A 25,878-nucleotide genomic window follows, 5' to 3' on the forward strand; every position below is an offset into this window, starting at 1 on the left:
CTCCATGAACGCCCCACTTGATCCAACCGCCCGGGAAATGCTACAAAAAAGAGAGCTGCTTGCGCTGATTCTGCCGGCGCTAGAGGCTTATTTACCCAAGCATGCGCTGCTCTACCAGACGGAAGACACCACGCCCTATGAATGCGACGGCCTGACTGCCTACCGCCAGCGCCCCTTGCTGGTGGCCCTGCCGGAAACCGAAGACCAAGTGGCTGCGGTGCTGCGGGTGTGCCATGACTTGAATGTGCCGGTGGTGGCTCGCGGCGCGGGCACCGGCCTGTCGGGTGGAGCCATGCCCCACGCCATGGGGGTCACACTCTCGCTGGCCAAGTTCAACAAAATCCTGAAGGTAGACAAGCGCAGCCGTACAGCGGTGGTGCAGTGCGGCGTGCGCAACCTGGCCATCAGCGAAGCGGCCGCACCCTACGGGCTGTATTACGCGCCGGACCCCAGCAGCCAGATTGCCTGCACGATTGGCGGCAACGTGGCCGAGAACTCGGGCGGCGTGCACTGCCTGAAATACGGGCTGACGCTGCACAACGTGCTCAAAGTGCGTGGCTTCACCATGGAAGGTGCGCCCATCGAATTTGGTGGTGATGCGCTCGACGCGCCCGGCTACGACCTGATGAGCGTGGTGGTCGGCAGCGAGGGCATGCTGGCCGTGACCACCGAGGTTACTGTCAAACTGGTGCCCAAGCCCCAGCTGGCCCGCTGCATCATGGCCAGCTTTGACGACTTGCGCAAAGCGGGTGATGCGGTGGCCGCGGTGATCGCCGCCGGCATCATCCCCGCCGGGCTGGAGATGATGGACAAGCCCATGACCGCCGCCGTAGAAGACTTTGTGCATGCGGGCTACGACCTGAGTGCCGAAGCGATTTTGCTTTGCGAAAGCGACGGTACACCCGAAGAAGTGGAAGAGGAAATCGGCCGCATGAGCGAAGTGCTGCGCGCCGCCGGCGCCACCGGCATTGCGGTGAGCAACAGCGAGGCAGAACGCCTGCGCTTCTGGAGCGGGCGCAAGAACGCCTTCCCCGCCAGCGGCCGCATCAGCCCTGACTACATGTGCATGGACAGCACCATTCCCCGCGCGCGGCTGGCCGACATCCTGCTGGCCATTGCAGAGATGGAGAAGAAATACCAACTGCGCTGCGCCAACGTGTTCCACGCCGGGGACGGCAACCTGCACCCGCTGATCTTGTTCGATGCGAATGACCCCGACCAACTGCACCGCTGCGAGCTGTTCGGCGCCGAAATTCTGGAAACCAGCGTCGCCATGGGCGGCACCGTGACCGGCGAGCATGGCGTGGGCGTGGAAAAGCTCAACAGCATGTGCGTGCAGTTCAGCGCGCAAGAGAACGCCCAGATGTTCGCCCTCAAAGAGGCGTTCGACCCCAAGAGCCTGCTCAACCCCGGCAAGGTGATTCCTACCCTGCACCGCTGTGCGGAGTACGGCAAGGAACTGGTGCGCGGCGGCAAGATCAAGCACCCGGACCTGCCCCGGTTCTAGCCGCCATGCAAGGCTTGCGCGGCTTGGCCTGGCTCCTGGCGCTGCAAAGCGCCGGTGAGTTGCTGGCCCGCGGTCTGCACCTGCCGTTTCCGGGCCCGGTGGTCGGCATGGTCTTGCTGATTCCGGCCCTTCAGTGGCCCCTGGTGCGTGAGCCCGTCAGCCAGTGCGCGGACTTTCTGCTCAGTCATCTCTCGCTTTTGTTCATACCGGTCGGGGTGGGCGTCATGACCCACTTGGCCCTGCTCAGCCAATATGGCGGGCGCATGCTGGTGGTGCTGGTGCTTTCCACCTGGATAGGTCTTGCCGTCACGGCACTGACCCTGTACACCCTGAGCCGCCGGGACACGGAAGACGAGGCTCCCCATGGCTGACGTCGTGGCCCTGTGGGTCTACCTGTCGGCCACACCACTTTTCGGCCTGACGGCCACCCTGGTGACCTATGTGCTGGCGCACGCTGTGTACCAGCGCACCGGCCAAGCCGTCTGGGCCAACCCGGTGCTCTGGAGCGTGCTCATCCTCGCCAGCCTCTTGCTGGCCACCGGGGTGAGCTACCCGGGATACTTCTCGGGTGCGCAGTTCATCCACTTTTTGCTGGGACCGGCGGTCGTTGCCTTGGGCTGGCCCCTGTGGCAACGCAGGGTCGAAGTGCAAAAACGTTTGGGGCGTTTGCTCGTGGCCGCCTTGGTCGGCGGCACGGCGGCCAGCGGATCCGCACTGGCACTGGGCTGGGCCCTGGGTTTGCCCGGCGATGTGCTGTTGTCCATGGCGCCCAAGTCCGTAACCGCGCCCGTGGCGATGGGCATCGCTGAAAAGATAGGTGGTATTCCTGCGCTGTCAGCCGTGTTTGCCGTGCTCACCGGCCTGATCGGGGCACTGAGCGGCAGGCTCATTTTTGGCCTGCTGCGCCTTCCCTATAGTGGCAACGGCTGGGCCGCACGCGGCTTTGCGCTGGGCACCGCCTCGCACGGCATAGGCGCGGCACGCGCGCTCCAGGTAAATGCGGATGCCGGCGCCTACGCCGGGCTGGCGCTGGGCCTGCAAGTGGTATTGGCGTCGCTGTTGATGCCCTTGTTTTTCCGCTGAACGCCGAAGCGGATCGCCATTAGAACTTCGAGCTGATCACGAAGTTGATGGTGCCGGACTCGCCCACGAATGCCTGGTACTGAAAGGACTGTCCCGCTGCGGTGGTGTAAACCGAACGCCATTGGGCCATCAGGTTTTTGCCGTTGGGGTCATAGGCCAGTTCCAAGGGGATGCTGCTGAACGAAGTCAGTGCCACACCCAGTTTTTTCCGGGCCCCGTCGTGCCGGGTGTCATAAGCCACCAGGGTGTTTTGCAGGGATGCTTCGATAGATTTGCGGTCCGAGTCCGATTTGGCCAAGAGGCTGCGGTCCGACTGATTGAGGGAGGGCGCTGCACCGGATGGCAGGCGCGTGAGTGAAATCAGCTCCTGCGCGCACACAGGCCCCGCCAGCACGGCACAGCTTAGGGATGCGAAGGCTAGGACTTTCATGGCGCACTCCTGACACACTCAGGAACCTACTGTGGCACAAGCCTGCCGGCTTGAAAAGCCGAAAAAGCCCGCTGAATGCAACAGTTTGTAGGCCCTGGCACCCTATAGCCTTGGATACGCCCCGCCTAACTTCAGGTAACAAATAAGCCACTGGCGCCCATACCATATGCGCCAGTAGCTATCTAATTCATAGCAATCAGATCAAGAAACCGCGTACCGGCTGATTTGCATTCCGTTGCAGCCAGTTGGTGGCCGCGTACTCGGTGCCGGCATCCGTCACATGCAGGGTGTAAGCATGGCGCGAAACCGCAGAGCGGTTGGGCGCGCTGTAATGGGGCAACAACCCGTGGAACACCACCAGCGCACCGGCCTTCACCTCCAGTGGAATCGCATTCACATTGCTGGCAGGCCACGGAGTGGCATCGAGTTTGTTCATGGTGACCATATCGCCATGGCGCTCAAAGCGCTCTCGCAGCACACCGCGGGGGCCCCGATGACCACCGGGCTCGGTCCACAGGCAACCATTGGACAGCGTGGCGTGTTCCAGTGCGAACCAGAAGGTGGTCACGCTGATGGGCGTGGTGTCAAAGAAGGTGGCGTCCTGGTGCCAGCCTACTTCACCGCCGATACCGGGCTGCTTGAAGATGTACATGGACTGCCATACCTGCGGGCGGGCAAGCCCCACATCCGCGGCGACCTCCGCCAGTGCCGAGCCATGCGAAAAGGCCTCGAACACCGGGTCCTGGTCGTGCATGGCGTGGCCGATTTTGTTGATCGACAGGGCTTTGGCCTGGCGCAGCTCACCATCGGGACCGAACGCCTCCTCTTCAAAGAAGCAGCTGATGCGCTCGGCTGAGTCCAGGAAGTAGCGGTCCACCTTGCGGGCCTGTTCATTGGTGGTGAAGACGGTTTTGCTTTCAGCAGGGTCAAAGGCCTCGACGATGGCCTCGGCCCTTGCGCGCAAGGCGGCGATCTCGGCAGCAGACTTGAAATCCGGCAGGATGATGTAGCCGTCCTGCGCGTAGCGGGTTTTCTGTTCGGGTGTCAGCATGGGCTATGCAAATGTTGGCAGTGGCAATAGCGTTTCAGTATAGACAGGGTATGGGCCTGTGGAAGCGAATTCGGCTACGCTCTGGCTTAGGAGAGCACTGCCCTTGAACCTCACACCCCTGATCCAACTCACCCGTGGCGGCACGCCCGAATGTTTGCACTTCGGCGCCGTCGCCGTGACCGACCGCGCCGGCAGCCTCAAAGCTTTTGCCGGCGACCCGCATCTGGTGACCTTCACCCGTTCCACGCTCAAGGCCTTGCAAGCATTGCCTTTTGTAGAAGCCGGTGGCCCGGCGCAGTTTGGCTTTAACCAAGCCGAGAACGCGTTGCTCTGCGCCAGCCATAACGGCGAAGCCATGCATGTGGATGCCGCCAACAGCATGCTGGCCAAGGCCGGGCACAGCTACAAAACCTTGCGTTGCGGCTGCCATGTGCCGCTGCTCTTCAGCTACTTTGACAAGGGCGCCCCCGAGGGCGCCACCTACACCGAGGCCCATAACAACTGCAGCGGTAAGCATGCGGGTTTTGTGGCGTACTGCGAGCAGCATGGCCTGCCGCTGGACGACTACACCGCACCTGAGCACCCTTTACAGCAGGCCATTGCCCGCGATGTGGCACGCGCTGTGGGAATGGATGTGCAAGACATGCCTCGCGGCATCGACGGCTGCTCGGCGCCCAACTTCGCCATGCCCCTCTCCAAGCTGGCGCGTGGCTATGCACGCTTGGCCAGTGGCGCACAAGACCCGGAGTTTGGTGCCAGCTTTGCCCTCCTGAGCGAGGCCATGACAGCCTACCCTGAGATGGTGAGCGGTACCGGCCGCAACGACCTGGACTTTATGCGCGTGGGCCGGGGCGACTGGGTCAGCAAGGTCGGTGCCGACGGTGTGCAGGTGGTCGGCAGCAAAAGCCGTGGCGAGGCTTTTGCCCTCAAGATCATTGACGGCAACAAACCCGCCCTGTTTGCCGCCAGCGTCGAGGTGCTGGACCAACTGGGTTGGCTGGATGATGCGCAACGCGCCGCACTGAAGCCCTGGCGAGCCGCCGAAATCCGCAACGCACGCGGCCTGCTGGTCGGCGAGCGTCTTCCTGCATTCCAGTTGCAAACACCATGAACCACAAGATAAGCCTGATTGGCGCACCTACCGACATCGGCGCGGGCAGCCGTGGCGCCAGCATGGGCCCGGAAGCCCTGCGCGTAGCCAACATCACCAGCGTGCTGCAAAGCCATGGCCTGGAAGTGCTGGACAAGGGGAACCTGAGCGGCCCGAGTAACCCGTGGCAACCGCCGGTAAACGGCTACCGCCACCTGCCCGAAGTGACCGCCTGGAACCGCAGTCTGCATGACGCGGTGTACGCCGAGCTGCAGGACGGCCGCCTGCCCATCGTGCTGGGCGGGGATCACTGCCTGGGCATAGGGTCCATCAGTGCTGTGGCACGTCACTGCCGCGATACCGGCAGAAAACTGCGGGTGCTGTGGCTGGACGCCCACGCTGACTTCAATACCAACACGCTCACCCCCAGCGGCAACATCCACGGCATGCCGGTGGCCTGTCTGTGTGGCTTCGGGCCGCAAGAGCTGATTGAGATCGGTGGGCAGGTGCCGGCCATCAGCCCTAAGTGGGTGCGCCAGATCGGCATCCGCAGCGTGGACGAGGGCGAAAAGCGCTTTGTGCATGAGCAGGACCTGGAGGTCTTTGACATGCGTTACATCGATGAGATGGGCATGCGCGCCGCGATGGAGTTGGCCTTGGCCTTGATCGACAGCAACACCCACTTGCATGTGAGCTTTGACGTGGACTTTCTGGACCCCGACATCGCCCCCGGCGTGGGCACCACCGTCCGGGGTGGCCCCACCTACCGCGAAGCGCAGCTGTGCATGGAGATGATTGCCGACACCGGTCGCATGGCCAGCCTCGATGTGTTTGAGCTCAACCCCGCGCTGGATGAGCGCAACCGCACGGCGGAGGTGGCGGTGGACTTGATCGAGTCGCTTTTTGGCAAGAGCACCTTAATGCGCAAGTAGACGCGGGGACGCACTGCCGTCTCCGCTGCCGGTGCGGAACACCGAGACCGTGTTCACCAGCTCCCCGGCCTGGGTACGCAGGCTGCTCGCAGCAGCGGCCATTTCTTCGACCAGCGCCGCGTTTTGCTGAGTGGTCTGGTCCATCTGGTTGACCGCCTCACTGACCTGACTGACCCCGTTGCTCTGTTCTGAACTGGCCGCTGTGATTTCGCCCATGATGTCGTTCACCCGGCGAATGGATGCCACCACCTCGGTCATGGTCTCGCCCGCTTGATTGACCAGTTGCGTGCCCTGCTCCACGCGGCCCACGCTGTCGCTGATCAGGGTTTTGATTTCTTTGGCGGCCTCTGCACTTCGGCCCGCCAATGACCTCACCTCGCTGGCCACCACAGCAAATCCACGCCCCTGCTCGCCGGCCCGGGCTGCCTCCACCGCCGCATTGAGCGCGAGGATGTTGGTCTGGAAGGCAATCCCGTCGATCACGCCGATGATGTCGGCAATGCGGGCGGAAGACTGGTTGATGCCCTTCATGGTCTCCACCACCTGCTCCATCACTTGTCCGCCGCGCATGGCCACATCTGACGCGCTGATGGCCAACTGGTTCGCTTGCTTCGCGTTGTCCACGTTGTGGCTCACCGTACCACTCAGGGTGGCCATGCTGCTGGCGGTTTGCTGCAAAGCACTCGCCTGCTGCTCGGTTCGCATGGACAGATCCTGGTTACCTTGGGCAATTTCTGAGCTGGCATTGGCCACGCTTTCTGAGCCCTCCCGCACGGACTCGACCACGCTAGCCAGACCTGAACCAATCTGATTGATGGCATCCACCATTTGGCCGATTTCGTCACTGCTGCGTTTGCTCAGTTGCACTGTAAGGTCACCACCGGCAATACGGCTCGCGGCGCTTTGCACCTCTTTCAAAGGCCGGGTCACTGTGCGCTTGACCATGTAGAACAGAACCATGGCCGTGAATACGACCACCACCAGCCCCGACATCGCAAAGATGTTTCGTACTGAGCGGACTTCGCTGGTGTATTCATCCACATAGGTTCCGCCCGCAACAACCCAGTTCCAGGGCTTCAGGAAGGTGAAGGCCACCACTTTTTCGCGTGCTTTGGTTTCGCCCATGCTGGCATTGATCCACGGGTAGCGGATAGTCCCGGACTTTTGCTCAAGGATGTCCTTGATGAACTCCCGTCCGTCCGGATCCTTGGAGTCCAGAATGTTTTTACCTTCCGATGCGGGGTGCACGATAAGGTTGCCGTAGTTGGCGCCCGGTCGCGCATCGAGCACATAAAAGTACCCGGAGTTGCCGATCTTCATGGCCCGGATGGTGTCTTTGAGACTCTTGAGGTAATCCGTGAAGTCCAACCCCACAAATGCCAGGCCGACCACCTTGCCCGTGCCATCTTTGATGGGTTCGTAGTGCGTCATGTACTGGCGGCCGAACAATGCTGCAAGGCCGGTGAAGCTGTTGCCCTCGCGGACCGCCTTGTAACCCGGGTGGGCCCGGTCGAGTTGCGTACCCACCACCCGCTCACCTTTGTCGTTCTTGAGGGAGGTGGTCACACGGACGAAGTCCTCTCCACTGCTCGCAAAGACGGTCGCTACAGCGCCGGTAGCCTCTGTGAACTGGTCCACCAGACCGAAATCCATGTTGACCGGCTTGCCCGCGAGTGTCAGGACGGGTGTGGGTTTGTCCCCGATGTTGACGGTCTCGCCGCTGAGCGCAAAGCCCCCACTCAACTTGGCCGCGAAGGTTTTGGAGAGGCCGACCGCACGTTTACGCAAGTCAGCGTCTGTGGCCTCCACCAGATCGACGATGAGTTTGGTTTTGTCTCCCACCTCACGGTTGGCACGGCTTTCGATCACCTGCCCCAAGGTGTATCCGATGCTGCCGACCAGCACCGCCACAAAGACACCAACCAGCGCGACGATGCTCAATGAGAGCTTGCCCCCCACACCCAGACGGGAATACCACGGCGTTTTGTTCATGAGAACTTCTCCACAAAGAGACTTCAGGCAACACAAATTTATATTATTTAATTAAATTACACAAATAGATTAATTAAATCCTGCATTTGGTTAAATCAATGATCGCTGTGTGGACACTCAAACGCGCATCGTGAGTGGTCCAAGGGCCTGACGGGCGGCAAGCGACAATAGAGTCCCGCCCTCTCATCACACACCTGATATGACCACCCTAGGAACCCCACTGTCCCCCAATGCCACCAAAGTCATGCTGCTGGGCAGCGGAGAACTGGGCAAGGAAGTACTGATTGCACTGCAGCGTCTGGGCGTGGAGACCATTGCCGTGGACCGCTACGAAAACGCACCCGGCCAGCAGGTGGCCCACCATGCACGCACCATCACCATGAGCGACCCCGCTCAGCTCAAGGCGCTGGTGGAAGCCGAGCGCCCCATGCTGGTGGTCCCCGAAATTGAAGCCATTGCCACGCCCATGCTTGAAGAGCTGGAGGCCGCTGGCACCGTCCGCGTGATTCCGACAGCACGCGCTGCGCGCCTGACCATGGACCGCGAAGGCATACGCCGCCTTGCGGCGGAAACACTGGGCTTGCCAACCAGCCCCTACCAATTCTGCGACTCACTGGCTGAACTCCAGGCTGCGATTGAAGGTGTGAATGGCAAGCCGGGCATCGGCTACCCCTGTATCGTCAAGCCGGTGATGAGCAGCTCCGGCAAGGGCCAAAGCAAAATCGACGGCCCGGCTGACGTACAAAAAGCATGGGACTACGCCATGGCTGGCGGCCGCGTCAGCCATGGTCGAGTGATCGTGGAAGGCTTCATCGACTTCGACTATGAAATCACACAACTGACCGTGCGCTCTGTGGGCGCGGATGGAAACATCGTGACCAGTTTCTGCGATCCTATCGGCCACATCCAGGTCAGTGGTGACTATGTGGAAAGCTGGCAACCCATGGCGATGCACCCCACCGCGTTGGAGCGCGCGCGTGAAGTGTCCAAGACCGTGACCGACAACCTCGGTGGGCAGGGCTTGTTCGGTGTGGAATTGTTTGTGAAGGGTGACCAGGTGTGGTTCAGCGAAGTAAGCCCGCGCCCGCATGACACCGGTCTTGTGACTTTGTGCACGCAGCACCAAAGCGAGTTTGAACTGCATGCCCGCGCCATTCTGGGTTTGCCGGTGGACACCTCTTTGCGCAACCCGGGTGCCAGCGCTGTGATTTACGGCGGCGTGGAAGCACAGGGCATAGTGTTTGATGGTGTGGAAGAGGCCCTGCGTGTGCCCAACACAGACCTGCGCCTGTTCGGCAAACCCGAGAGCTTCACCAAGCGACGCATGGGCGTGGCCTTGGCGCGCGCCACTGATACCGACACGGCCCGCGCCAACGCGAAGTTGGCAGCCTCCAAGGTCAAGCCCCGCGCGGTATAACGCCGTTCAGGCAGGCAGCGGTATGGCGCGGGTTTCGCCATGCCGCAACAACCACACGCGGTCTTGCGCCAGCCCTTGCGCTTGCAGCGCAGCGGCCAGATCGCGTGGTGGTTGGTCGAAGGCCTCTTGAGTGAGCATGAAGGTGCCCCAATGCACCCCCATGGCCAGCGGCGCATCCAGATCCAGCAGCATCTGTACGGCATCGGTCGGGTTCACATGCATTGGTTTCATGAAGTCTCGTGGCAGATAAGCGCCTATGGGCAATGCCACAAAGTCCATGGCGCCTATGCGCTGGCGTATGGTTTTGAAGTCCTTGCTGTAGCCCGTATCGCCGGGGAATAGAAAGCGCCAAGGCTGAGCCCCGGGGCGTGACCACTCCAGACAATATCCGCCCCACAGCGATGCATTGGTATCCCAAGGTGTGCGCCGGCTCCAATGCTGCGATGGTGTGAAGTGCAGCTTGACCTTGTGGGGCATGTCCACGGACTGCCACCAATCCAACTCGGTCACGTTGGCAATACCCCGGCGATCAAACCAGGCTTTCAAGCCCTTGGGCACCAGAAACTCGGGCGTTTGGCCCGAGGCCAACAGGCGCGTGATGGTGGCATCGCACAAGTGGTCGTAATGGTTGTGCGAAATAAGCACCAGATCGATGGGCGGCAATTGCTCAGGGCTGATGGGAGCACGCACTCTGCGGCGCGCGCCAAACTTGCCCATGGGTCCGGCAAAATCGGAGAGGGTCGGATCCATCAACACATTGAGTCCGGCCACTTGCAACAGAACCGTTACATGACCCAGCCAGGTCACGCGAGGCGCGTCCTGCCGCTGCAGCAGCCGCGCATGGTCCACCGGCACCGACCAGGCCTTTTCAAATCCAGCATACCCGTCCGCGGGTTCGGTCTGGGGCTTGAAATCGCCACGGAGTGAGCGCCAGACCATCTCGTACCATGGGAAATTGCCGATCACGACCCCAGGATCGGAGTTGGCGTACCGGTGTGCAGGGCGGAGTTCAGAGGACATAACGCGACCAGAAGCGATGGACGCGCTGATCATGCCTCAGCCGGAAAAGACCGGGAGACACAAGGGCGGATTCAGATCCGTTGCCGCTTATTGGTGAAACACCGAAACCGTCTGCACCAGCTCCTGGGCCTGGCTGCGCAAGCTGCCGGCTGCCGCTGCCATCTCCTCCACCAACGCCGCGTTCTGTTGCGTCGCTTGGTCCATCTCGGTGACCGCTTCACTGACCTCGCTGACGCCTTGGGCCTGAGCGGTACTGGCGGCGCTGATCTCACCCATGATGTCGGTCACACGGCGGATGCTGGTCACGACTTCCGTCATGGTCTCCCCTGCATGGTTCACCAGTGCGCTGCCTTGTTCCACACGCTCGACACTGGCGTTGATGAGGGTCTTGATTTCCTTTGCGGCTTCTGCGCTTCGGCCAGCGAGTGAGCGGACCTCACTTGCCACCACGGCAAAGCCACGGCCTTGCTCGCCGGCACGTGCAGCCTCCACCGCCGCATTCAAAGCAAGAATATTGGTTTGGAAAGCGATGCCGTCGATCACGCTGATGATGTCGCTGATCTTGCGGCTGGCTTCGTTGATGCCCTGCATGGTCTGCACCACTTGGCCCACCACTTCACCCCCCTTGGTGGCGGTAGTGCTGGCCGTCATGGCCAGTTGGTTAGCCTCGCGCGCATTTTCTGCGGACTGTTGCACCGCACTGGTCAGCTGGGTCATGCTGCTGGAGGTACGCTGCAAATTGGCAGCCGTCTGCTCTGTCCGGTTGCTGAGGTCCTGATTACCGCTGGCGATTTCAGAGCAAGCCACCTCGATGCTCGCAGAGTTACTGCGCACCGCCGCCACTGCGGCTTCCATACGCGCCAAGGTTTCGCGCAACATGTCACCACCTTTGGTCGTGGTTTTCACGTCGTGGACATTCAAGTCAATGGTGGCATCACGATTGACTTGGGCCACGAGCACCCGCAACTCGTCGCCCTCGCGGGCAGCACGCGCCATGTTGATCGCCATGACCGACTCCACACTCGTCTGGATGATGACGTACACAGCATGGATCACGATGCGCCCGAAATCAGGTTCGCTGATGCAATACAAACCGAAACCTGCCGCCTGCAGACGGTCAAACACCACATGGTGAACGGCGAACAATACGGCGCCGAACACGATGACACGCCAATCCCGGTAGGTCAAAAATAGCGCGAGTGACACGAAGACACCGAAGTGCATTTCCTCCATGCCGCGCGCCAATTGAATGTGCAAAACCACGAAGGCAACGAGCACAAAAGCCAATACAAAACGGCTTAGCACGGTGTATCGGGCGGCAGCAAAAACGCCGACAGCAGCCGCCAGCAGCACAACCGTGGCGCCTATGGCCAACCCGCTGTCCACAAAGGAAAAACCCAAAACTACAGCCGCTATCGCAGAAAGGACGATGTAGCTCAGGAGAACGCGATCCCCCAACATGGCGAGCGCTTCAGTACTGGTACGGGTTCGAGCATGGGTCATGGCTCATCCTAACATTTTTAACAATTTAAATAAATTATATTTCACTCTGTCTAAGTTATCGTTCAAAAGAGCCCCTGAAATCCAAGGCTTTTTGCATGTCGGCACCTCATAAATTTCACACTTCACGGTGCATCAATGGATGCACCTTCGGGTAAAGTGAAAAATATCACTCAGCACACGACTGTGACCCCTCCAAAACCCTTCTCCGCTGACTCCGCACCTGCAGGCGGGGAAGATCGTTTTGATGAAAACGATGCCAGTCTGTGGAAGCTTGCGTTGGAGGGATCGGGTGCCGGTGCGTGGGACTGGAACCTGGAAACCGGCGACCAGGTCCACTCCCGCCGATGGCAGGAAATGCTGGGCTATGAATATGGCGAGATAGTGGCACGCAACCGGAGCTTTGTGGAGCGCATCCACCCGGAGGACCGCGAGCGGGTCGAAAGATCCTTCAACCAGTACCTCGAAGGCAAAACCGCCTCTTATTCCACCGAGCTCAGGCTCCGGTGCAAGGACGGCACTTGGAAGTGGATTTTGACCAGCGGCATGGTGGTCCGCAGAAGCGCAGACGGAAAGCCGCTGCGGATGATCGGCACCCACGTCGATATCCAGGAACGCAAAGAAGCAGAGGCGCTGCTCCAGCAAAGTGAAGAGCGATGGAAATTGGCGATGGAGAGCACAGGGGACGGCATCTGGGACTGGCATATCCCCGAGGGACGGGAGTTTTACTCCAAGCGACTGGTTGAGATGTATGGCTTCACGGAAAAAGAGCTCCATCAGCACCCGGACGCCTTGGATAGCCGGACGCACCCCGACGATCTGCCGCAGATGCTCAATGACAGGCAGGCGCATTTTGATGGCTTGACGCCGACTTATCACAACGAACACAGAGTCCGGTGCAAAGACAACACCTGGAAATGGGTTCTCACCCGCGGCATGGTCGTCAGCCGTGATGCCGAAGGCAGGCCTCGGCGCATGGTCGGAACCCACACCGACATCTCTGCCCGCAAACAAGCCGAAGCGCTGGTACGCCAACAGGCCTACTTTGATCCGCTCACCGGCCTGCCCAACCGCCGCATGCTGCGGGACCGTATCGAGCAGGAGATCAAGCGGAACCGGCGTGATGGTCGCAAGATGGCCGTCCTCTTCATTGACCTGGACCACTTCAAGGAAGTCAATGACACCATGGGGCACGACGCGGGCGACTTGCTGCTCATGGAAGCAGCCCGGCGACTGCGGGCGTGTGTGCGGGAACACGACACCGTGGCGCGCATGGGCGGTGACGAATTCACCTTGTTGATTACCGAACTGGAAACAGACTCTCATCTGGAACACCTGCTGCAAAAACTGTTGCACACGCTCTCAAGTCCGTTTGAGTTACACCGCGAGCGCGTATTCGTGTCAGCCAGCATAGGTGTCACGCTGTGCCCTGACGATGGCTCAGAGGTCGAAGCACTTTATAAAAATGCGGACCAGGCGATGTACGAAGCCAAGGGAGCAGGACGTAACCGATTCAGCTTCTTCACGCCCGCCTTGCACGAGGCTGCGGTACAGCGTGCCCGCATTACCAACGACCTGCACGACGCGCTCGCACAACAGCAGTTTGAGCTGCACTTCCAACCGATTGTGGATTTGAGTAGCGGCCAGGTCCGCAAGGCGGAGGCTCTCTTGCGGTGGCGCCACCCCAAACGTGGAATGATCAGTCCGGCAGACTTCATCCCGGTGGCCGAGGCCAGCGAGTTGATAGTCGAGATAGGAGATTGGGTTTTCTCTGAGGTGTCGCGGCAACTGCTGGTGTGGCGCAACACGCTACACCCGCACTTCCAAATCAGCATGAACAGTTCCCCGGTGCAGTTCCGCAGACGCTGTCCTGCAGAGAAATCGTGGGTCAAGCGCCTGGAAGCAATGGGACTTCCCGGCATGAGCCTGGTCGTTGAAATCACCGAAGGCCTGCTGCTGGAGACCAATGCATCGGTCTCCGAGCAATTGCTCGAATGGCGGGATGCTGGCATCCAAGTCGCACTGGACGATTTCGGTACGGGCTATTCGTCGCTGGCCTACCTGCAACAGCTGGACATCGACTACATCAAGATCGACAAATCTTTTGTGCAGGGCTTGGACCCGGGGGGCACCCAATTTATTTTGTGCAAAGCCATGGTGGTCATGGCGCATGCGTTGGGCCTGCGCGTGGTGGCTGAAGGGGTTGAAACTTCACAACAACGCGATCTGCTCATCGAAGCGGGATGCGATTTCGCCCAAGGCTATTTTTTCTCACGGCCCATGCCCGCAGATGCGCTGCAAACACTGCTTTCCACGCCGCAATTAAGCCAGCAATGGATACCCACGACTACACTCCACGGCATGCAACTGCTTGTGATTGATGACCACCCTATCGTGCGCCAAGGCATGGTGGCGGCGCTGCGTCAACTTCAAGCGGGTATAGAGGTGCTGGAGGCCAGCGATGGTGCCCATGGGCTTGAACTGCTGGAAGCGAACCCGCGCATCAAAGCGGTGCTGATCGACCTGGAAATGCAACCCTTGGGTGGCATTCCGACCATACGCCAGATCCGTCAAATGCAACCTGCCTTGCCGGTGTTGGTCGTCGCAGGCTCCGAGCAGCCCGAAGACTTTCACGCGGCGATTCAGGCCGGCGCTAACGGGTATTGCCCCAAATCTGCGGGATTGCGCACCATGCGGCATGCGCTGCGCCAGGTGCTGGATGGCACCTTGTATGTGCCAACATTCATGGGACCTGCCTCACAGTGAGCCGACCGGAGGACGGGGCGCTGGACCCGAAGAAGTTGAGACTGTTGAGCCATTTCGGCTCCGCCGTCGCACTTTCCAGCTTGCTGTATGCCGGATTCAATTGGCTCATGGGATTCTTTCCCGGCATCCTGTTGATGGTGGGCAATGGTGTCTTGTTGATGGTGAACCAACTCTGGCTGCCCAGACTGCGCACCCAAGTTCATTACAACCGCCTCGCGATGGCACAGACCACCATTTGCTTTGCCGCCGTCGTGGGGGTGACCTACTTTTCCGGGGGCGTGCAATCGCCCGTGATCGTGTGGATTGCCCTTGCGCCGATTGCTGCCACCCTGCTCTTCGGATTTACCGCCAAAACCATTTTCTGGCTGACCATGACACTGGCGGCCGTGGCGGCATTTGGGTGGATGCCGTCCGTGGGCGTGCACCCCCCTGTGCAATACAACGGTGAACTGACCCATCTGTTCTTCAGCAACAGTCTGTTCGGCTTTGTGTTGCTTCTGTTTGTGTTGACCCAAATCTTTGAGAGCACCAAAAACCAGGCGCTTCAAGAATCCGAATCCCGCAACCGCGAGCTACGCGTGGCCAATGACCGGGTGGAAGCCGCTTACGTGGCCAAGTCCCGGTTCCTGGCCGCAGCCAGCCACGATTTGCGCCAGCCCGCCCATGCTTTGGGCATGTTCGTGGCCCGGTTGAGCCAGATCCACGCCGAACGCAACCCGGAAACCCTGGAGCGGGACGGGAGCGCCGCACTGGTGCAAGGAGTGACGGCATCTGCAACCGCCTTGCAGGAGTTGCTGGATGTGCTGTTCGACTACTCGCGATTGGAGTCCAATCCTTCGGGTAGCACCTTGCGCCCGGTGAACGTCAACGACATCTTTGAGCAATTGCGATTGCTCTTTGCCAACACCGCCGCGTCCAAAGGACTGCACCTGCGCATTCGTCCGACGTCCCTGTGGGTCATGAGCGACCCGGTGTTGCTGCAACGCATATTGCTGAATCTCGTGAGCAATGCGCTGGAATACACCCCGCGCGGCACCGTGCTGGTAACTTGCCGCACCAGCGCAGGTGGCAGCCAGGCCAGCATTCAGGTGTGGGACAGCGGTATCGGGATTGACCAATCCCTGCACCAGACGGTCTTTGAAGAGTTCTTCCAAGTCGAGAATCCGGAAAGAGATCGCGCCAAAGGCTTGGGCTTGGGACTCAGTATGGTGGACCGGTCCTGCCGCTTGTTGGGTCACCCTTTGGTGCTGCGGTCTCAGCTGGGGTGCGGCACCCGCTTCACGGTCACCGCAACAGCGACCCCTTTGCGCCCTGCGAACTCAGGCGGTTCTGCCACCGAAGACCTGTCAGCCACTGCAGACGTTCAAGGTGCCAACATTTGGCTGATTGAAGACAACATCTTGGGCGGGCAAGCCCTGCAAGGACTGCTGCAATCCTGGGGCTGCCGGGCCAGCCTCTTCGACAGCGCAGAACAAGCGCACCGCGCGGCGCTGGTCGGTGAACAACCGGACTTCATCATCAGCGACTTCCGGCTGCCGCACAACCAGAACGGCATCGGCGCAATCATTTCATTGCGCAATCTATTGCAGCGAGACATACCCGCTTGCCTGATCACCGGGGACCTTGAAGAAGACGTTAAACATCAGGCGCACCAAGCTGGCCTGGTCTTGCTGAAGAAACCGCTACAACCTGCCAAGTTGCGCAGCCTGTTGCGTCGCAGCCTGAAGGCACCTGCCTCAGAACCAACGCCATAAGCCACCGCGACCGCGGAGGCAGCGCTATTTGCCGAACGTAAAGTTCATGCCCATGCCAGCTGAGGCCGTGGCGTTCAGGGCCATCAATTGATTCAGCAACACGAAGGTGGACTTGCTGTCCAGATCCGAGTCGGAGATATAGAAATAGCTCCCCCGATACTGCACGGCGACACTGCTGTTTTGGGGGGGCTCTAGCGACGAACGAACCAGAAAAACGCCGTCCAACAGCTCCTGCCAATCAAACGACTGGCCGTCTTTGCGGCGCGTCCGTTGCACCCGTCCGGCCTCCAGATCCGGCTCCGGAGCCTGGATGCCTTGTGCCAAATAACCCAGCGCGGACATCAGGGGCCGGGTTGAGATCGCAATGCGGTCACCCGGAGTTTGGCCATCAGACCCGGCGACCACGGCGAAGGCATTCCGCCCCACATCCAAACCAAGTATCTTTTTGATCCGCAGGGCCTCCTGAAAGAACTCTTCCGAGGCATTGAAGCGCAGCTCCAAGCCTTCGCCACCGGATTGTTTGCCCAACTCAATCAAGCCGCGTGCCTGCAAGAAACGCATCAGCCGCACCGCCTCTTTGAAATCCCTGAATATGGGCTCCAGTGCAGGTGTGGGACCGGTGGCAGAAGGCGCGTTGCGCAACCCGTTCATCTCTTGCACGCCCAAGGAAAACACCCGGTCCAGCGACCAGCCTGACTTCACCAGCAGAAGCAGCAGATCCGGATTCATGGGCGTGAGCATTTGCCGCACAAACTTTTCCCCCTCGACCGGCGCGTAAAACACCGTGGGCTGCTCGTTCAGAGCCACGGTGGCATCACCGATGTTCAAGGTGCGGGTCACTGCGTCGGCCGCGCTCTGCAAATTCAAACTGCCGCTCACGCTCCGGTTGAACTCATACGAGGCGGCAATGCGCTCCACCGTGGTGAAGTAGGTGGTGTCCCGATACAGAATCCGCACCAGGTTCAGCAGCAGCTCTTGGTCATTCGATCGTTGTACCGCTTGGTTGTATGCCGGTCGGCTAGCCGAAATGGTGCCCGGGCCGAGTGCCGTACAGCCCGCCAAAAAGAGCGCTGCGCTGAGCGAGCATGTCAGAAAAAGAAAACGGTGCGACATGGAATGAGAATAGCCCATTGCAGAACTGGAAAGAAAACCACAGTGCCACCTTGCCGTTTTGCACATTTCAGCCCCCAAACTTAAAATCCACTTAAAAATTGCAGGGTTAGTACCTAATTCAGGGAGTGTCGCAATGAAATTTGTGCGGATTTGCTTGGTAGCGGGTTTGATTCCATTCAGCCTCGCCGCACACGCAGAAATGGATGATGCCGTCATCAAAGCCATGGCGGACACTCTGGCCGGTAAGCCCGCTGAGGCGTTTGAAGCACTTTCGGCTCTGGAAGAACGGCGTGCGGGAGATCCCGACTTTGACCTCGCTTTAGGCATTGCCGCCAATCGCACCAAAAAATTCAGCCGGGGCATCTTTGCATTGGAGCGGGTATTGCTCGCCCAACCTCAAAACAAACAAGCGAGCATCGAGCTGGCACGGGCGCTGTATGCGGTAGGACAAGGCGGTCAAGCCCGCGAGGTTTTGAACCGTGCGCGGGAAGACGGTGCGCCGGTCGAAGTGTCGAGCACCATGGACCAGTTTCTTCAGTCTCTCGACAAAGTGGATGCCAAGGGGCGACGCTACTTCAAAGCCTACCTCGAAGGTGCCATCGGCATGGATACCAACGTCAACGGCGCACCCAATGATGACTCTGTTGCCGTCCCTGCCTATAGCGGATCTGTTGTCTCATTGAACGCCGATGGCGTCAAAGTCAGAGCTAACTTTGCCAATCTGCGCGCAGGCATCTCTAACCGGTTTGCGATCACGCCCGAATGGTCTTTGATCGGTCGCGCCAGCGCCAATTTGCGGGCCAATGATTCCAACGCCAATCAGTTCGACACACGCAGTTATGCCGCTTTGGGCGGCGTTGCATACCGGCACGAAAAGAACGAATTCAGTCTCGGTTGGCAAGCTGTCAATGAAGAGCTTTACAGCAATGCGTTCCGGCAACAGGGCGGGCTTTTGGGCGAGTGGATTTACCGCCTCGATGGCTTCCGTCAGTTCGGCACCTTTGTGCAGTTCAGTGAAGTGCGCTATGCCAGCCAGGCGGTGCGTGACATGAAGCGCCAAGTCATCGGCAGCACGTATGTGCAGGTCTTTCCGTCCGGAGTCACGGCTTACGGCGGCCTGTACATGGGCAATGAACGGCCATTTAATAGTGACCAGTATGTGCTCGGCCACAACCTGGGTGGCCTGCGCCTGGGCGCGCAAATGGCATGGACCTCCACCTTTTCCGGATTCGCCAGTGTGGGCTGGGAAGACCGGACCTACGGAGGCGATGACAGTCTGTTTCAGACAACGCGTAGCGACAAGCAAAGCATGCTTGACCTGGGGCTCTCCTGGGTGCCTGCGCCCCAATGGCGTGTGACACCGGTGGTCTCGTGGGTTCGCACGGACTCGACCATCAGCATCAACTCTTACGCCAAGACCAGCGCCTCCGTCGCCGTGCGGCGCGATTTTTAAGCGTCGTGCAAGGAGCTCCCACCATGACCATCCTGACCTTCACTCGCGCTACCGGCGCTTTGGCTTTCGTGGCAGCCCTTGGCTGGGTACCTGTTACCGGACATGCTGCTGCGGGCATCGCCCAATTCACCTTCGGCGAAGTACAAGTCCAGCGCTCCGGCAAGAACGCGCCCTTGAGCAAAGGGGATTCCATCGAGAGCGGCGATGTCCTGAACACAGGGCCCCAAGGGCGGGCCCAAGTCAAGTTCACCGATGGCGGCGTCATGTCCCTCAGCCCGGACAGCCAGCTGGTGATCCAGCGCTACAACGATGCCAAGGACGGCTCCCAGGACAGCTTTCTGGTGAACTTTGTCCGCGGGGGCTTGCGCGCCATTACCGGACTGATCGGTAAGCGCAACCGCGACAACTACAAGGTGCAAACTACTGCGTCCACCATCGGCATCCGCGGTTCGGGCTTCAGCAGCGTCTACAACCCGGACGGAACGGTCACCGTATCCGGTGAGCTCGACGAGATCGAGGTGTGCACAAAAGCCGGGTGCGTAGGCTTGGGCGTAGGTCAATCCGTCGTGGTTCAAGGCAACGATATTCTCCCGATCAGGACGTCACCCCAAGCGAGCTTGGACTTGCCCGATTTGCGGCAGACCATCACCATTGGCGGCAACAACGTCAATAGCGACGGCTCATCGTCCATTGTGCCAACACAAACGAATTGCACTAACTCATTGCCGAATGCCAATGTCCAAGCCACTATCCCGGTCACCAGCCCGAGCACTGGTTGCCTTACTTTAAGCAATGGGGGTTAAGTTCATTTGACTTTATCGGCCCGGCTTCATTGTCATTGCATGCCTGCCAGCAAAGCCGCATTGCCCCCCGCCGCCGTGGTGTTCACCGTCACGGTTTGCTCAGCACAGAATCGGTACAGGTAGTGCGGGCCACCGGCTTTGGGGCCGGTGCCTGACAAACCTTCGCCGCCAAAAGGCTGCACACCCACCACCGCGCCGATCATGTTGCGGTTGATGTAGATGTTGCCCACGTGCGCTGCAGCCGCCAGCGCCTGCGCACGGCTGTCGATGCGGGTCTGGATGCCCAGCGTCAGGCCGTAGCCCAGCGCGTTGATCTGGGCGATCACGTCCTCGGGGTTACCGTCCCAGCGCACCACTTGCAGCACGGGGCCGAAGATTTCGGCCTTCACTTGTGCAATGCTTTCCACCTCAAACGCATGGGGCGCAATCAGGTTCGCTATGGATTCAGTAGCTGCTTGCGTAGAATCTGTGGGCGCCAGCAGCACTTTTGACTCATTTTTCAGGCGAGTGATGTGACGCTGGATGTTGTCGAACGCTTCGCGGTCAATCACCGGCCCGAGGTCGGTGGCCAGATCAGCCGGGTTGCCGACCTGCAGCTCTTGGGCAGCACCTTGCAGCATCTCGATCACGCCATCGGCAATCGCGCTGTGCACCACCAGCAAGCGCAGCGCGGAGCAGCGTTGGCCGGCGGAGCGGAAGGAGCTCATCACCACCGCATCGACCACTTGCTCGGGCAGCGCGCTGCTGTCGACCAACATGGCGTTGATGCCGCCGGTTTCGGCAATCAGCGGAACAATGGGGCCGTCTTTGGCAGCCAGGGCGCGCTGGATGATTTTGGCCACCTGGGTAGAACCGGTGAACACCACTCCCGCCACGCCGGGCTGGGCCACGAGCGCAGCACCCACGGTTTCGCCAGCGCCGTGCAAGAGCTGCAGCGCATCCGCCGGCACACCAGCTGCCACCATCAAATCCACCGCAGCTTTGGCCACGCCGGGGGTTTGCTCAGCAGGCTTCGCCAGCACAGTGTTGCCGGTAGCCAGTGCGGCAGCGACCTGGCCCATGAAGATGGCTAGCGGGAAGTTCCACGGGCTGATGCACACCCACACGCCGCGGGCAGTCAGGCGCAAGGTGTTGGTCTCGCCGGTCACGCCGTACTGGTAACCCGCCTGAGCGTTAGCGACGACGGGGCAGTTGATGGGCTGCATGATGCGCTGCGCCTCGTCCGCGTAGTAGCGCAAAAAGTCCACCGCCTCACGCACTTCGCTGACCGCGTCGCCCCAGGTCTTGAAGGCTTCTTTCACCAAGAGCGCGCAGAACTGCGGCATAGCGGTTTGCAGTGCATCAGCGGAGCGGCGCAGGGTGGCTGCACGCTCTTCCACCGGTACTTTGCTCCACTTTTGATAGCTGCTCGCGCAGCTTGCATAAGCGCCAGGGATGTTTTTGACATCAAACTCAGCCACCACCGGCACAGGGGCGGCCTGCAACGCGGCCAAGAGTGGGTCGCGCATGGCGGCAACGGTCAGGTCCAGGCCGGTGCTGTTGGCGCGGCTGCCGGGGTGCTTGCCGAACAGGTCGGCCGGCAGGGGCAGGCTGGGGTGTGGCTCGAGGCGCAAAGGTGAAATCAGCAGCTCGCCCATACCCACCGATTCGTCGGCAAGCTGGTGCACAAAGCTGGAATTGGCGCCATTCTCCAGCAGGCGGCGCACCAGATAAGCCAGCAAGTCTTTGTGGGCGCCCACCGGGGCGTAGACGCGGCAAGCAACCAGCGGGTTTTTGAGCACCTCGCGGAAGATGCCCTCGCCCATGCCGTGCAGGCGTTGCAGCTCAAAGGGCGCGCCTGTTTTGGCGCCCATTTGCAGGATGGCGGCAATGGTGCCGGCGTTGTGGCCGGCGAACTGGGGGTAAATGGCATCGGGCACCGCCAGCAGCGCGCGAGCGCAGGCCAGGTAGGACACATCGGTATGGTGCTTGTGGGTGAACACGGGGTAGTGCGGCAGACCCAGCTCTTGGGCGCGCTTGACCTCGGCATCCCAATAAGCGCCCTTGACCAGGCGGCACATCAGCTTGATTTTGTATTTGCGCGCCAGCAGGGTGACATGCTCAATCAGCTCCAGCGCACGGGTCTGGTAGGCCTGCATGGCCAGCCCCAATCCGGCCCACTGCGGGCAATGCGCAGCCACTTGCACCAGCAGGGCCTCCAACACTTCGAGCGACAGCTCCAGGCGATCCACCTCTTCGGCGTCGATGGTGAGGTTGATGTTGGCGGCAGCGGCGGCTTCGCACAGCGTCCAGACGCGGGGCACCAACTCGTCCAGCACCGCCTGGCGATGTGCGTCTTCATAGCGCGGGTAGAGGGCGCTGAGCTTGATGGAAATACCGTCGTTTTCGGCCAGGGCGCCCGACTTGCTTGCGCGAGCAGCTATGAATTCAATAGCATCCGCATAGCTCTTGAGGTAGCGCAGCGCATCCTTGTCGGTGCGGGCGCCTTCGCCGAGCATGTCATAGCTGAAGCGCACATTGGCCTTTTTGCGAGAGACATCGGCCTCCCTCATCGCCTCCGGCATGGTCTGGCCGAGCACAAACTGGCGACCCAGCAGCTGCACCGCACGCAGCGTGGCGGCCACCACCGTACGGGCGCCGAGCTTGGCCATCAAGCCGGGCTCGTTCTGCGCATCCGGCAAAAAGTGCTTGGACAGGGCAATGGCGGTGCTCGACAGGCGGGAGAGCACCTTGTCGCCGCTGGCCTCAAAGTCGGCGCGGCCCAGTTGGTCGGTGGTGAGCACGATGGCGGTTTCGGCATCGGGCACTCGCAGCAGGGCTTCGGCCAGGCGCATCAGGGCCAGACCCTCTGCGCTGGAGATGGGGTATTCCTTGAGCAAGCTCTCCATCGCCCAGAAGGGGGGCGGGTTGTCGCGCACAGCTTGCACCCAAGGCTCGGCGGTGCGGGCGGCGTGGGCCCAGTCGAGCGCGCCCTCCAACATCTGCAAACGGTGAGAGACGATTTGGTCTTCCGCGCGATAAGGCGTGGGCAAACGGGGCGGGACGGGGGTGAACGCGATAGATCGGGCGGGGTGGGACATAGCGACTCCTGCACAGGGCAAAGAAATGATTTGTCGCTATTCTTTCAACAATCTATCTGAGTTTTTCTCTAAATTTTCACAATCAGATAGTAGATTCATCTATCAAACGTGGAATCCATTTAGGCGGATCGCACTTCTCACACCAATCACTGGAGCCAATAAACATTTATATTGTGTTTTTATATTAATTTCATTAAAATTGATATCTTGCGAATGGGCTTTCAATTCAATTTCGTCACGCTATCTCCGAGATATCCAGAAGACGAATTTCGCCATCGCTATGGAACATGGTTTGATCGCAGTCAAGTGCTTTAGGCAGCTTGAATGAGGCGACAAAGCCCTTTTCAAAATCGTTTGAACGGGTTCCGCACCGTTATGATGCATTTAAATTAACCCGCTTGATAAAGGGGATTTCGTGAGCAAGACGACGTTGGCCGGCGATGCCGGATTTGGTTCTTTCTTTCGCTACCACGGCTGGTTGTCCCCCGGCGTCCGGTTATTCCGCAAGCTCAATTTCACTGCCAAGTCCGCGTGGATTGCAGTGATGTTCCTGATTCCCATCGTGCTGCTGATTGCGGACACCTGGAACAACACCCGTGTGCAGGTCGCGACCACCGAACACGAGCTGCAAGGTGTGGCCTACGTCAAACCCCTGCACGAGCTGATCCGCCAAGCACAGCTTCGCCGACTCAACGCCATCACCAAGTCCCCCGAACTCAGCGCCAGCCAAACCGCGGTCACCCAGGCTTTCAGCAAACTCCAGGCCATTGACAAAGAACTGGGCAAGGATCTCGACACCGCCGAGGCTCTAGGCAATGTACAGAAACTGCATCAGGCACTGCTTGCCAACCCTACGGGCAAAGACGAGCAAGAGACATTTGATATTCACAACGAATACATCGACACACTGCTGAAGTTGGGCGAGCATGTTTCCGACACCTCCGAGCTGGCCCTGGACCCGCAGCTGGAAACCTTCCACCTGATGAACTACGCCATTTTGTACGGACCACAGCAGATGGAGAACGTGTCCGAGCTTTCCGTGATGGGATGGTCTGCACTCAAAGCAGGCCAGAAATCGGAGTACATCGCCGAACGCATTAACCAGGATTTCGGCATCCTGCGCTTTGTCGACAACATCGTTGAAAACGCCTATATCCGCAGCACCGGCGGCACCCCCGAGGCGGACGCCAAATTCGGCATGAAAGCCAACGACGACGCCTACGACGCTTTCCAAGAAGCCACCAGGAAACAAGTTATCGGTGAAAAAGTGGAAGGCGACGCCGATGCCTATCTCAAGATGGGATCGGCCTCCCTGGAAGCCGAGCGCCAGCTCAACGAAAAAATGATGGCACAGCTCGAACTCCGCTTGGGCGAGCGCATTGTGGGTCTGCGCAGCGACCTGAGCATGCGCGTGAGCATTGCGGTGTTCTTCGTGGCGATTGCCTTTTACATGCTCCTGGCGTTTTACAAGGTGATGATGGGTGGCTTGCGTGAAGTCACCGGCCACCTGGAGCAAATCACCAAGGGCAACCTGGTCACCGCACCTACCCCCTGGGGCAAGGATGAGGCTGCGCACCTCATGATCACTCTGCGCGACATGGAAGCCAGCCTGCGTGTGATCGTGCGCAACACCCTGGACGGTGCTGCAAACGTGAATACTGCCAGTGAAGAAATTGCCTCCGCCTCGCAAGACCTGTCCCGCCGCACTGAGGCCAGCGCGGCTGCGCTGGAACAAACGGCGGCCACCATGACGCAAATCTCCGAAACCGTGCAGCGCACCTCCGACACGGTCAACGGTGCCGCCGAAATCGTGCGCTCCAACGCCCAATCCGCCAAGCGCGGCGGCGAGGTGATCTCGCAGGTGGTGAGCACCATGCAGGGCATCAATGCCTCGTCCAACAAGATTGCCGACATCATCAGCGTGATTGACGGTATTGCCTTCCAGACCAACATCCTGGCGCTGAACGCGGCCGTGGAAGCCGCCCGCGCAGGCGAGCAAGGCCGTGGCTTTGCGGTAGTGGCCTCTGAAGTGCGCTCGCTCGCGGGCCGCAGTGCCGAGGCGGCCAAGGAAATCAAGAGCCTGATTACCGCCAGCATCGAGCAAGTGGAACGCGGCAGCCTGGTGGTGGGCGAAGCGGGCAAGACCATTGAAGACATCGTGACGAACGCCGCCCGCATCGACAGTCTGATGACCGAAATTGCGAACGCCACCAAGGAGCAATCTTTGGGTGTGAACCAGGTAGGCGCGGCTGTGCACGACTTGGACCAGAACACCCAGCAGAACGCTGCGCTGGTGGAAGAAACTGCGGCAGCGGCATCTGCGCTGTCTGAGCAAGCGTCCCGCCTGGCCGAAGAGGTGTCCTTCTTCAAGCTGAAGTAAGCTCACGATGTGATTGACCACATCGAACTTGACCGCATCGACCTGCGCATCCTGAGCTGCTTGCAAGCAGACGGGCGCATTGCCAACCTGAAGCTGGCCGAAACGGTGGGCCTCTCCCCCACCGCAGTGCTGGCCCGTGTGCAGAAGCTCAGCAAAGAGGGCTACATCCTCGGCTACGAAGCACGTCTGAACCCGCTCAAGCTGGGCGCCGGGATGATGGTGTTTGTGGAGGTGTTGCTGGACCGCACCACGCCCAATGTCTTTGAGGCCTTCAAGGCCGCGGTACAGGTTCACTCAGAAATCATGGAGTGCCACATGGTGGCTGGCGGCTTTGACTACCTGCTAAAAACCCGCATGGCCGACATGGCCGCATACCGCCACTTTGCAGGCACGGTGCTCTGGCAATTGCCCGGTGTGCGCGAAACCCGCACCTACGCGGTGATGGAAGAAGTGAAGAACACAACCCATCTCAAGTTGTAACAAGCGACACGGCTGTTACAACTATTC

The 25,878-nt window shown here is 60.1% G+C and carries 19 protein-coding genes; 12 read left to right on the plus strand and 7 right to left on the minus strand.

The window, feature by feature from the left end; all coding sequences use genetic code 11:
* Positions 1–4 precede the first annotated feature (4 nt).
* The 3 genes from AEP_RS10780 to AEP_RS10790 are packed head-to-tail and all read left to right on the plus strand — an operon-like array spanning position 5 to position 2,590.
* On the plus strand, positions 5–1,507 hold the full coding sequence (locus AEP_RS10780; protein ID WP_087495382.1) for an FAD-linked oxidase C-terminal domain-containing protein: 1,503 nt from the start codon (positions 5–7) through the stop codon (positions 1,505–1,507).
* A gap of 5 nt (positions 1,508–1,512) precedes the next feature.
* A complete protein-coding gene (locus AEP_RS10785; RefSeq protein ID WP_087495383.1) occupies positions 1,513–1,878 on the plus strand; it encodes a CidA/LrgA family protein in 366 nt (121 codons plus the stop codon).
* Positions 1,871–2,590 carry an LrgB family protein gene (locus tag AEP_RS10790; RefSeq protein ID WP_087495384.1) on the plus strand — a complete coding sequence of 240 codons (720 nt, stop codon included), beginning with the start codon at positions 1,871–1,873 and terminating at the stop codon, positions 2,588–2,590. Before AEP_RS10785 ends, AEP_RS10790 begins: the two co-directional genes overlap by 8 nt.
* Positions 2,591–2,609: 19 nt before the next feature.
* Here AEP_RS10790 and AEP_RS10795 read toward each other — a convergent pair whose 3' ends face one another.
* A complete protein-coding gene (locus tag AEP_RS10795; protein ID WP_087495385.1) occupies positions 2,610–3,020 on the minus strand; it encodes a hypothetical protein in 411 nt (136 codons plus the stop codon).
* Positions 3,021–3,216: 196 nt separating this feature from the next.
* Positions 3,217–4,071 (minus strand): phytanoyl-CoA dioxygenase family protein, encoded by an 855-nt coding sequence (locus AEP_RS10800; RefSeq protein ID WP_087495386.1) that lies wholly within the window; start codon positions 4,069–4,071, stop codon positions 3,217–3,219.
* Between the two features lie 103 nt (positions 4,072–4,174).
* On the opposite strand from AEP_RS10800, the gene AEP_RS10805 reads away from it, so the two are divergent.
* The gene (locus AEP_RS10805; protein ID WP_087495387.1) at positions 4,175–5,182 is read left to right on the plus strand and encodes an asparaginase; all 1,008 of its coding nucleotides are present in this window, start codon (positions 4,175–4,177) and stop codon (positions 5,180–5,182) included.
* Positions 5,179–6,093, plus strand: a complete 915-nt coding sequence (gene rocF, locus AEP_RS10810; protein ID WP_087495388.1) for an arginase — start codon at positions 5,179–5,181, stop codon at positions 6,091–6,093. Before AEP_RS10805 ends, rocF begins: the two co-directional genes overlap by 4 nt.
* On the opposite strand, the gene AEP_RS21285 is transcribed toward rocF, so the two are convergent.
* Positions 6,079–8,085, minus strand: a complete 2,007-nt coding sequence (locus tag AEP_RS21285; protein ID WP_087495389.1) for a methyl-accepting chemotaxis protein — start codon at positions 8,083–8,085, stop codon at positions 6,079–6,081. The genes rocF and AEP_RS21285 overlap by 15 nt on opposite strands.
* A 199-nt stretch (positions 8,086–8,284) precedes the next feature.
* On the opposite strand from AEP_RS21285, the gene purT reads away from it, so the two are divergent.
* Complete coding sequence (purT, locus tag AEP_RS10820) at positions 8,285–9,502, plus strand: formate-dependent phosphoribosylglycinamide formyltransferase (protein ID WP_087495390.1); 1,218 nt, start codon at positions 8,285–8,287, stop codon at positions 9,500–9,502.
* A 6-nt stretch (positions 9,503–9,508) separates the two neighbouring features.
* On the opposite strand, the gene AEP_RS10825 is transcribed toward purT, so the two are convergent.
* The gene (locus tag AEP_RS10825) at positions 9,509–10,522 is read right to left on the minus strand and encodes an MBL fold metallo-hydrolase (protein WP_087495391.1); all 1,014 of its coding nucleotides are present in this window, start codon (positions 10,520–10,522) and stop codon (positions 9,509–9,511) included.
* Positions 10,523–10,609: 87 nt separating this feature from the next.
* Entirely contained in the window at positions 10,610–12,025 is a 1,416-nt protein-coding gene (locus AEP_RS21290) for a methyl-accepting chemotaxis protein (protein ID WP_269466869.1), read from the minus strand.
* A 183-nt stretch (positions 12,026–12,208) separates the two neighbouring features.
* Here AEP_RS21290 and AEP_RS10835 point away from each other — a divergent pair, with 183 nt between their 5' ends.
* Together AEP_RS10835 and AEP_RS10840 are read left to right on the plus strand one after the other, a co-directional pair.
* A complete protein-coding gene (locus AEP_RS10835; protein WP_198301808.1) occupies positions 12,209–14,788 on the plus strand; it encodes an EAL domain-containing protein in 2,580 nt (859 codons plus the stop codon).
* A gap of 44 nt (positions 14,789–14,832) precedes the next feature.
* A complete protein-coding gene (locus AEP_RS10840; RefSeq protein WP_087495394.1) occupies positions 14,833–16,542 on the plus strand; it encodes an ATP-binding response regulator in 1,710 nt (569 codons plus the stop codon).
* Positions 16,543–16,566: 24 nt separating this feature from the next.
* On the opposite strand, the gene AEP_RS10845 is transcribed toward AEP_RS10840, so the two are convergent.
* The gene (locus AEP_RS10845) at positions 16,567–17,655 is read right to left on the minus strand and encodes a hypothetical protein (RefSeq protein WP_087495395.1); all 1,089 of its coding nucleotides are present in this window, start codon (positions 17,653–17,655) and stop codon (positions 16,567–16,569) included.
* Positions 17,656–17,788: 133 nt separating this feature from the next.
* On the opposite strand from AEP_RS10845, the gene AEP_RS10850 reads away from it, so the two are divergent.
* Both AEP_RS10850 and AEP_RS10855 read left to right on the plus strand, forming a co-directional pair.
* Complete coding sequence (locus tag AEP_RS10850) at positions 17,789–19,108, plus strand: surface lipoprotein assembly modifier (RefSeq protein WP_087495396.1); 1,320 nt, start codon at positions 17,789–17,791, stop codon at positions 19,106–19,108.
* 23 nt (positions 19,109–19,131) lie between these two features.
* Positions 19,132–19,911 carry a FecR family protein gene (locus tag AEP_RS10855; protein WP_157673133.1) on the plus strand — a complete coding sequence of 260 codons (780 nt, stop codon included), beginning with the start codon at positions 19,132–19,134 and terminating at the stop codon, positions 19,909–19,911.
* 32 nt (positions 19,912–19,943) lie between these two features.
* Here the strand turns inward: AEP_RS10855 and AEP_RS10860 are convergent, their stop codons facing one another.
* Positions 19,944–22,991, minus strand: a complete 3,048-nt coding sequence (locus AEP_RS10860) for an L-glutamate gamma-semialdehyde dehydrogenase (RefSeq protein ID WP_087495397.1) — start codon at positions 22,989–22,991, stop codon at positions 19,944–19,946.
* A gap of 415 nt (positions 22,992–23,406) precedes the next feature.
* On the opposite strand from AEP_RS10860, the gene AEP_RS10865 reads away from it, so the two are divergent.
* Positions 23,407–25,371, plus strand: coding sequence for a methyl-accepting chemotaxis protein (locus tag AEP_RS10865; RefSeq protein WP_157673134.1), 1,965 nt, complete (start codon positions 23,407–23,409; stop codon positions 25,369–25,371).
* 9 nt (positions 25,372–25,380) lie between these two features.
* Positions 25,381–25,851 (plus strand): Lrp/AsnC ligand binding domain-containing protein, encoded by a 471-nt coding sequence (locus tag AEP_RS10870; protein WP_087495399.1) that lies wholly within the window; start codon positions 25,381–25,383, stop codon positions 25,849–25,851.
* The last annotated feature ends 27 nt before the right edge of the window (positions 25,852–25,878 follow it).

The sequence above is a fragment of the Curvibacter sp. AEP1-3 genome (genome assembly GCF_002163715.1).
In the GTDB taxonomy this organism is placed as follows: Bacteria; Pseudomonadota; Gammaproteobacteria; order Burkholderiales; family Burkholderiaceae_C; genus Allorhodoferax.

Bases quoted from the DNA above. Each gene is read 5' to 3' on its own strand.
- AEP_RS10825 (WP_087495391.1), bottom strand. From the start codon at position 10,522: ATGTCCTCTGAACTCCGCCCTGCACACCGGTACGCCAACTCCGATCCT.
- AEP_RS10795 (WP_087495385.1), bottom strand. From the start codon at position 3,020: ATGAAAGTCCTAGCCTTCGCATCCCTAAGCTGTGCCGTGCTGGCGGGG.
- AEP_RS10800 (WP_087495386.1), bottom strand. From the start codon at position 4,071: ATGCTGACACCCGAACAGAAAACCCGCTACGCGCAGGACGGCTACATC.
- purT (WP_087495390.1), top strand. From the start codon at position 8,285: ATGACCACCCTAGGAACCCCACTGTCCCCCAATGCCACCAAAGTCATG.
- rocF (WP_087495388.1), top strand. From the start codon at position 5,179: ATGAACCACAAGATAAGCCTGATTGGCGCACCTACCGACATCGGCGCG.
- AEP_RS10785 (WP_087495383.1), top strand. From the start codon at position 1,513: ATGCAAGGCTTGCGCGGCTTGGCCTGGCTCCTGGCGCTGCAAAGCGCC.
- AEP_RS10855 (WP_157673133.1), top strand. From the start codon at position 19,132: ATGACCATCCTGACCTTCACTCGCGCTACCGGCGCTTTGGCTTTCGTG.
- AEP_RS10850 (WP_087495396.1), top strand. From the start codon at position 17,789: ATGAAATTTGTGCGGATTTGCTTGGTAGCGGGTTTGATTCCATTCAGC.
- AEP_RS10780 (WP_087495382.1), top strand. From the start codon at position 5: ATGAACGCCCCACTTGATCCAACCGCCCGGGAAATGCTACAAAAAAGA.
- AEP_RS10845 (WP_087495395.1), bottom strand. From the start codon at position 17,655: ATGTCGCACCGTTTTCTTTTTCTGACATGCTCGCTCAGCGCAGCGCTC.
- AEP_RS10860 (WP_087495397.1), bottom strand. From the start codon at position 22,991: ATGTCCCACCCCGCCCGATCTATCGCGTTCACCCCCGTCCCGCCCCGT.
- AEP_RS10790 (WP_087495384.1), top strand. From the start codon at position 1,871: ATGGCTGACGTCGTGGCCCTGTGGGTCTACCTGTCGGCCACACCACTT.
- AEP_RS21290 (WP_269466869.1), bottom strand. From the start codon at position 12,025: ATGACCCATGCTCGAACCCGTACCAGTACTGAAGCGCTCGCCATGTTG.
- AEP_RS21285 (WP_087495389.1), bottom strand. From the start codon at position 8,085: ATGAACAAAACGCCGTGGTATTCCCGTCTGGGTGTGGGGGGCAAGCTC.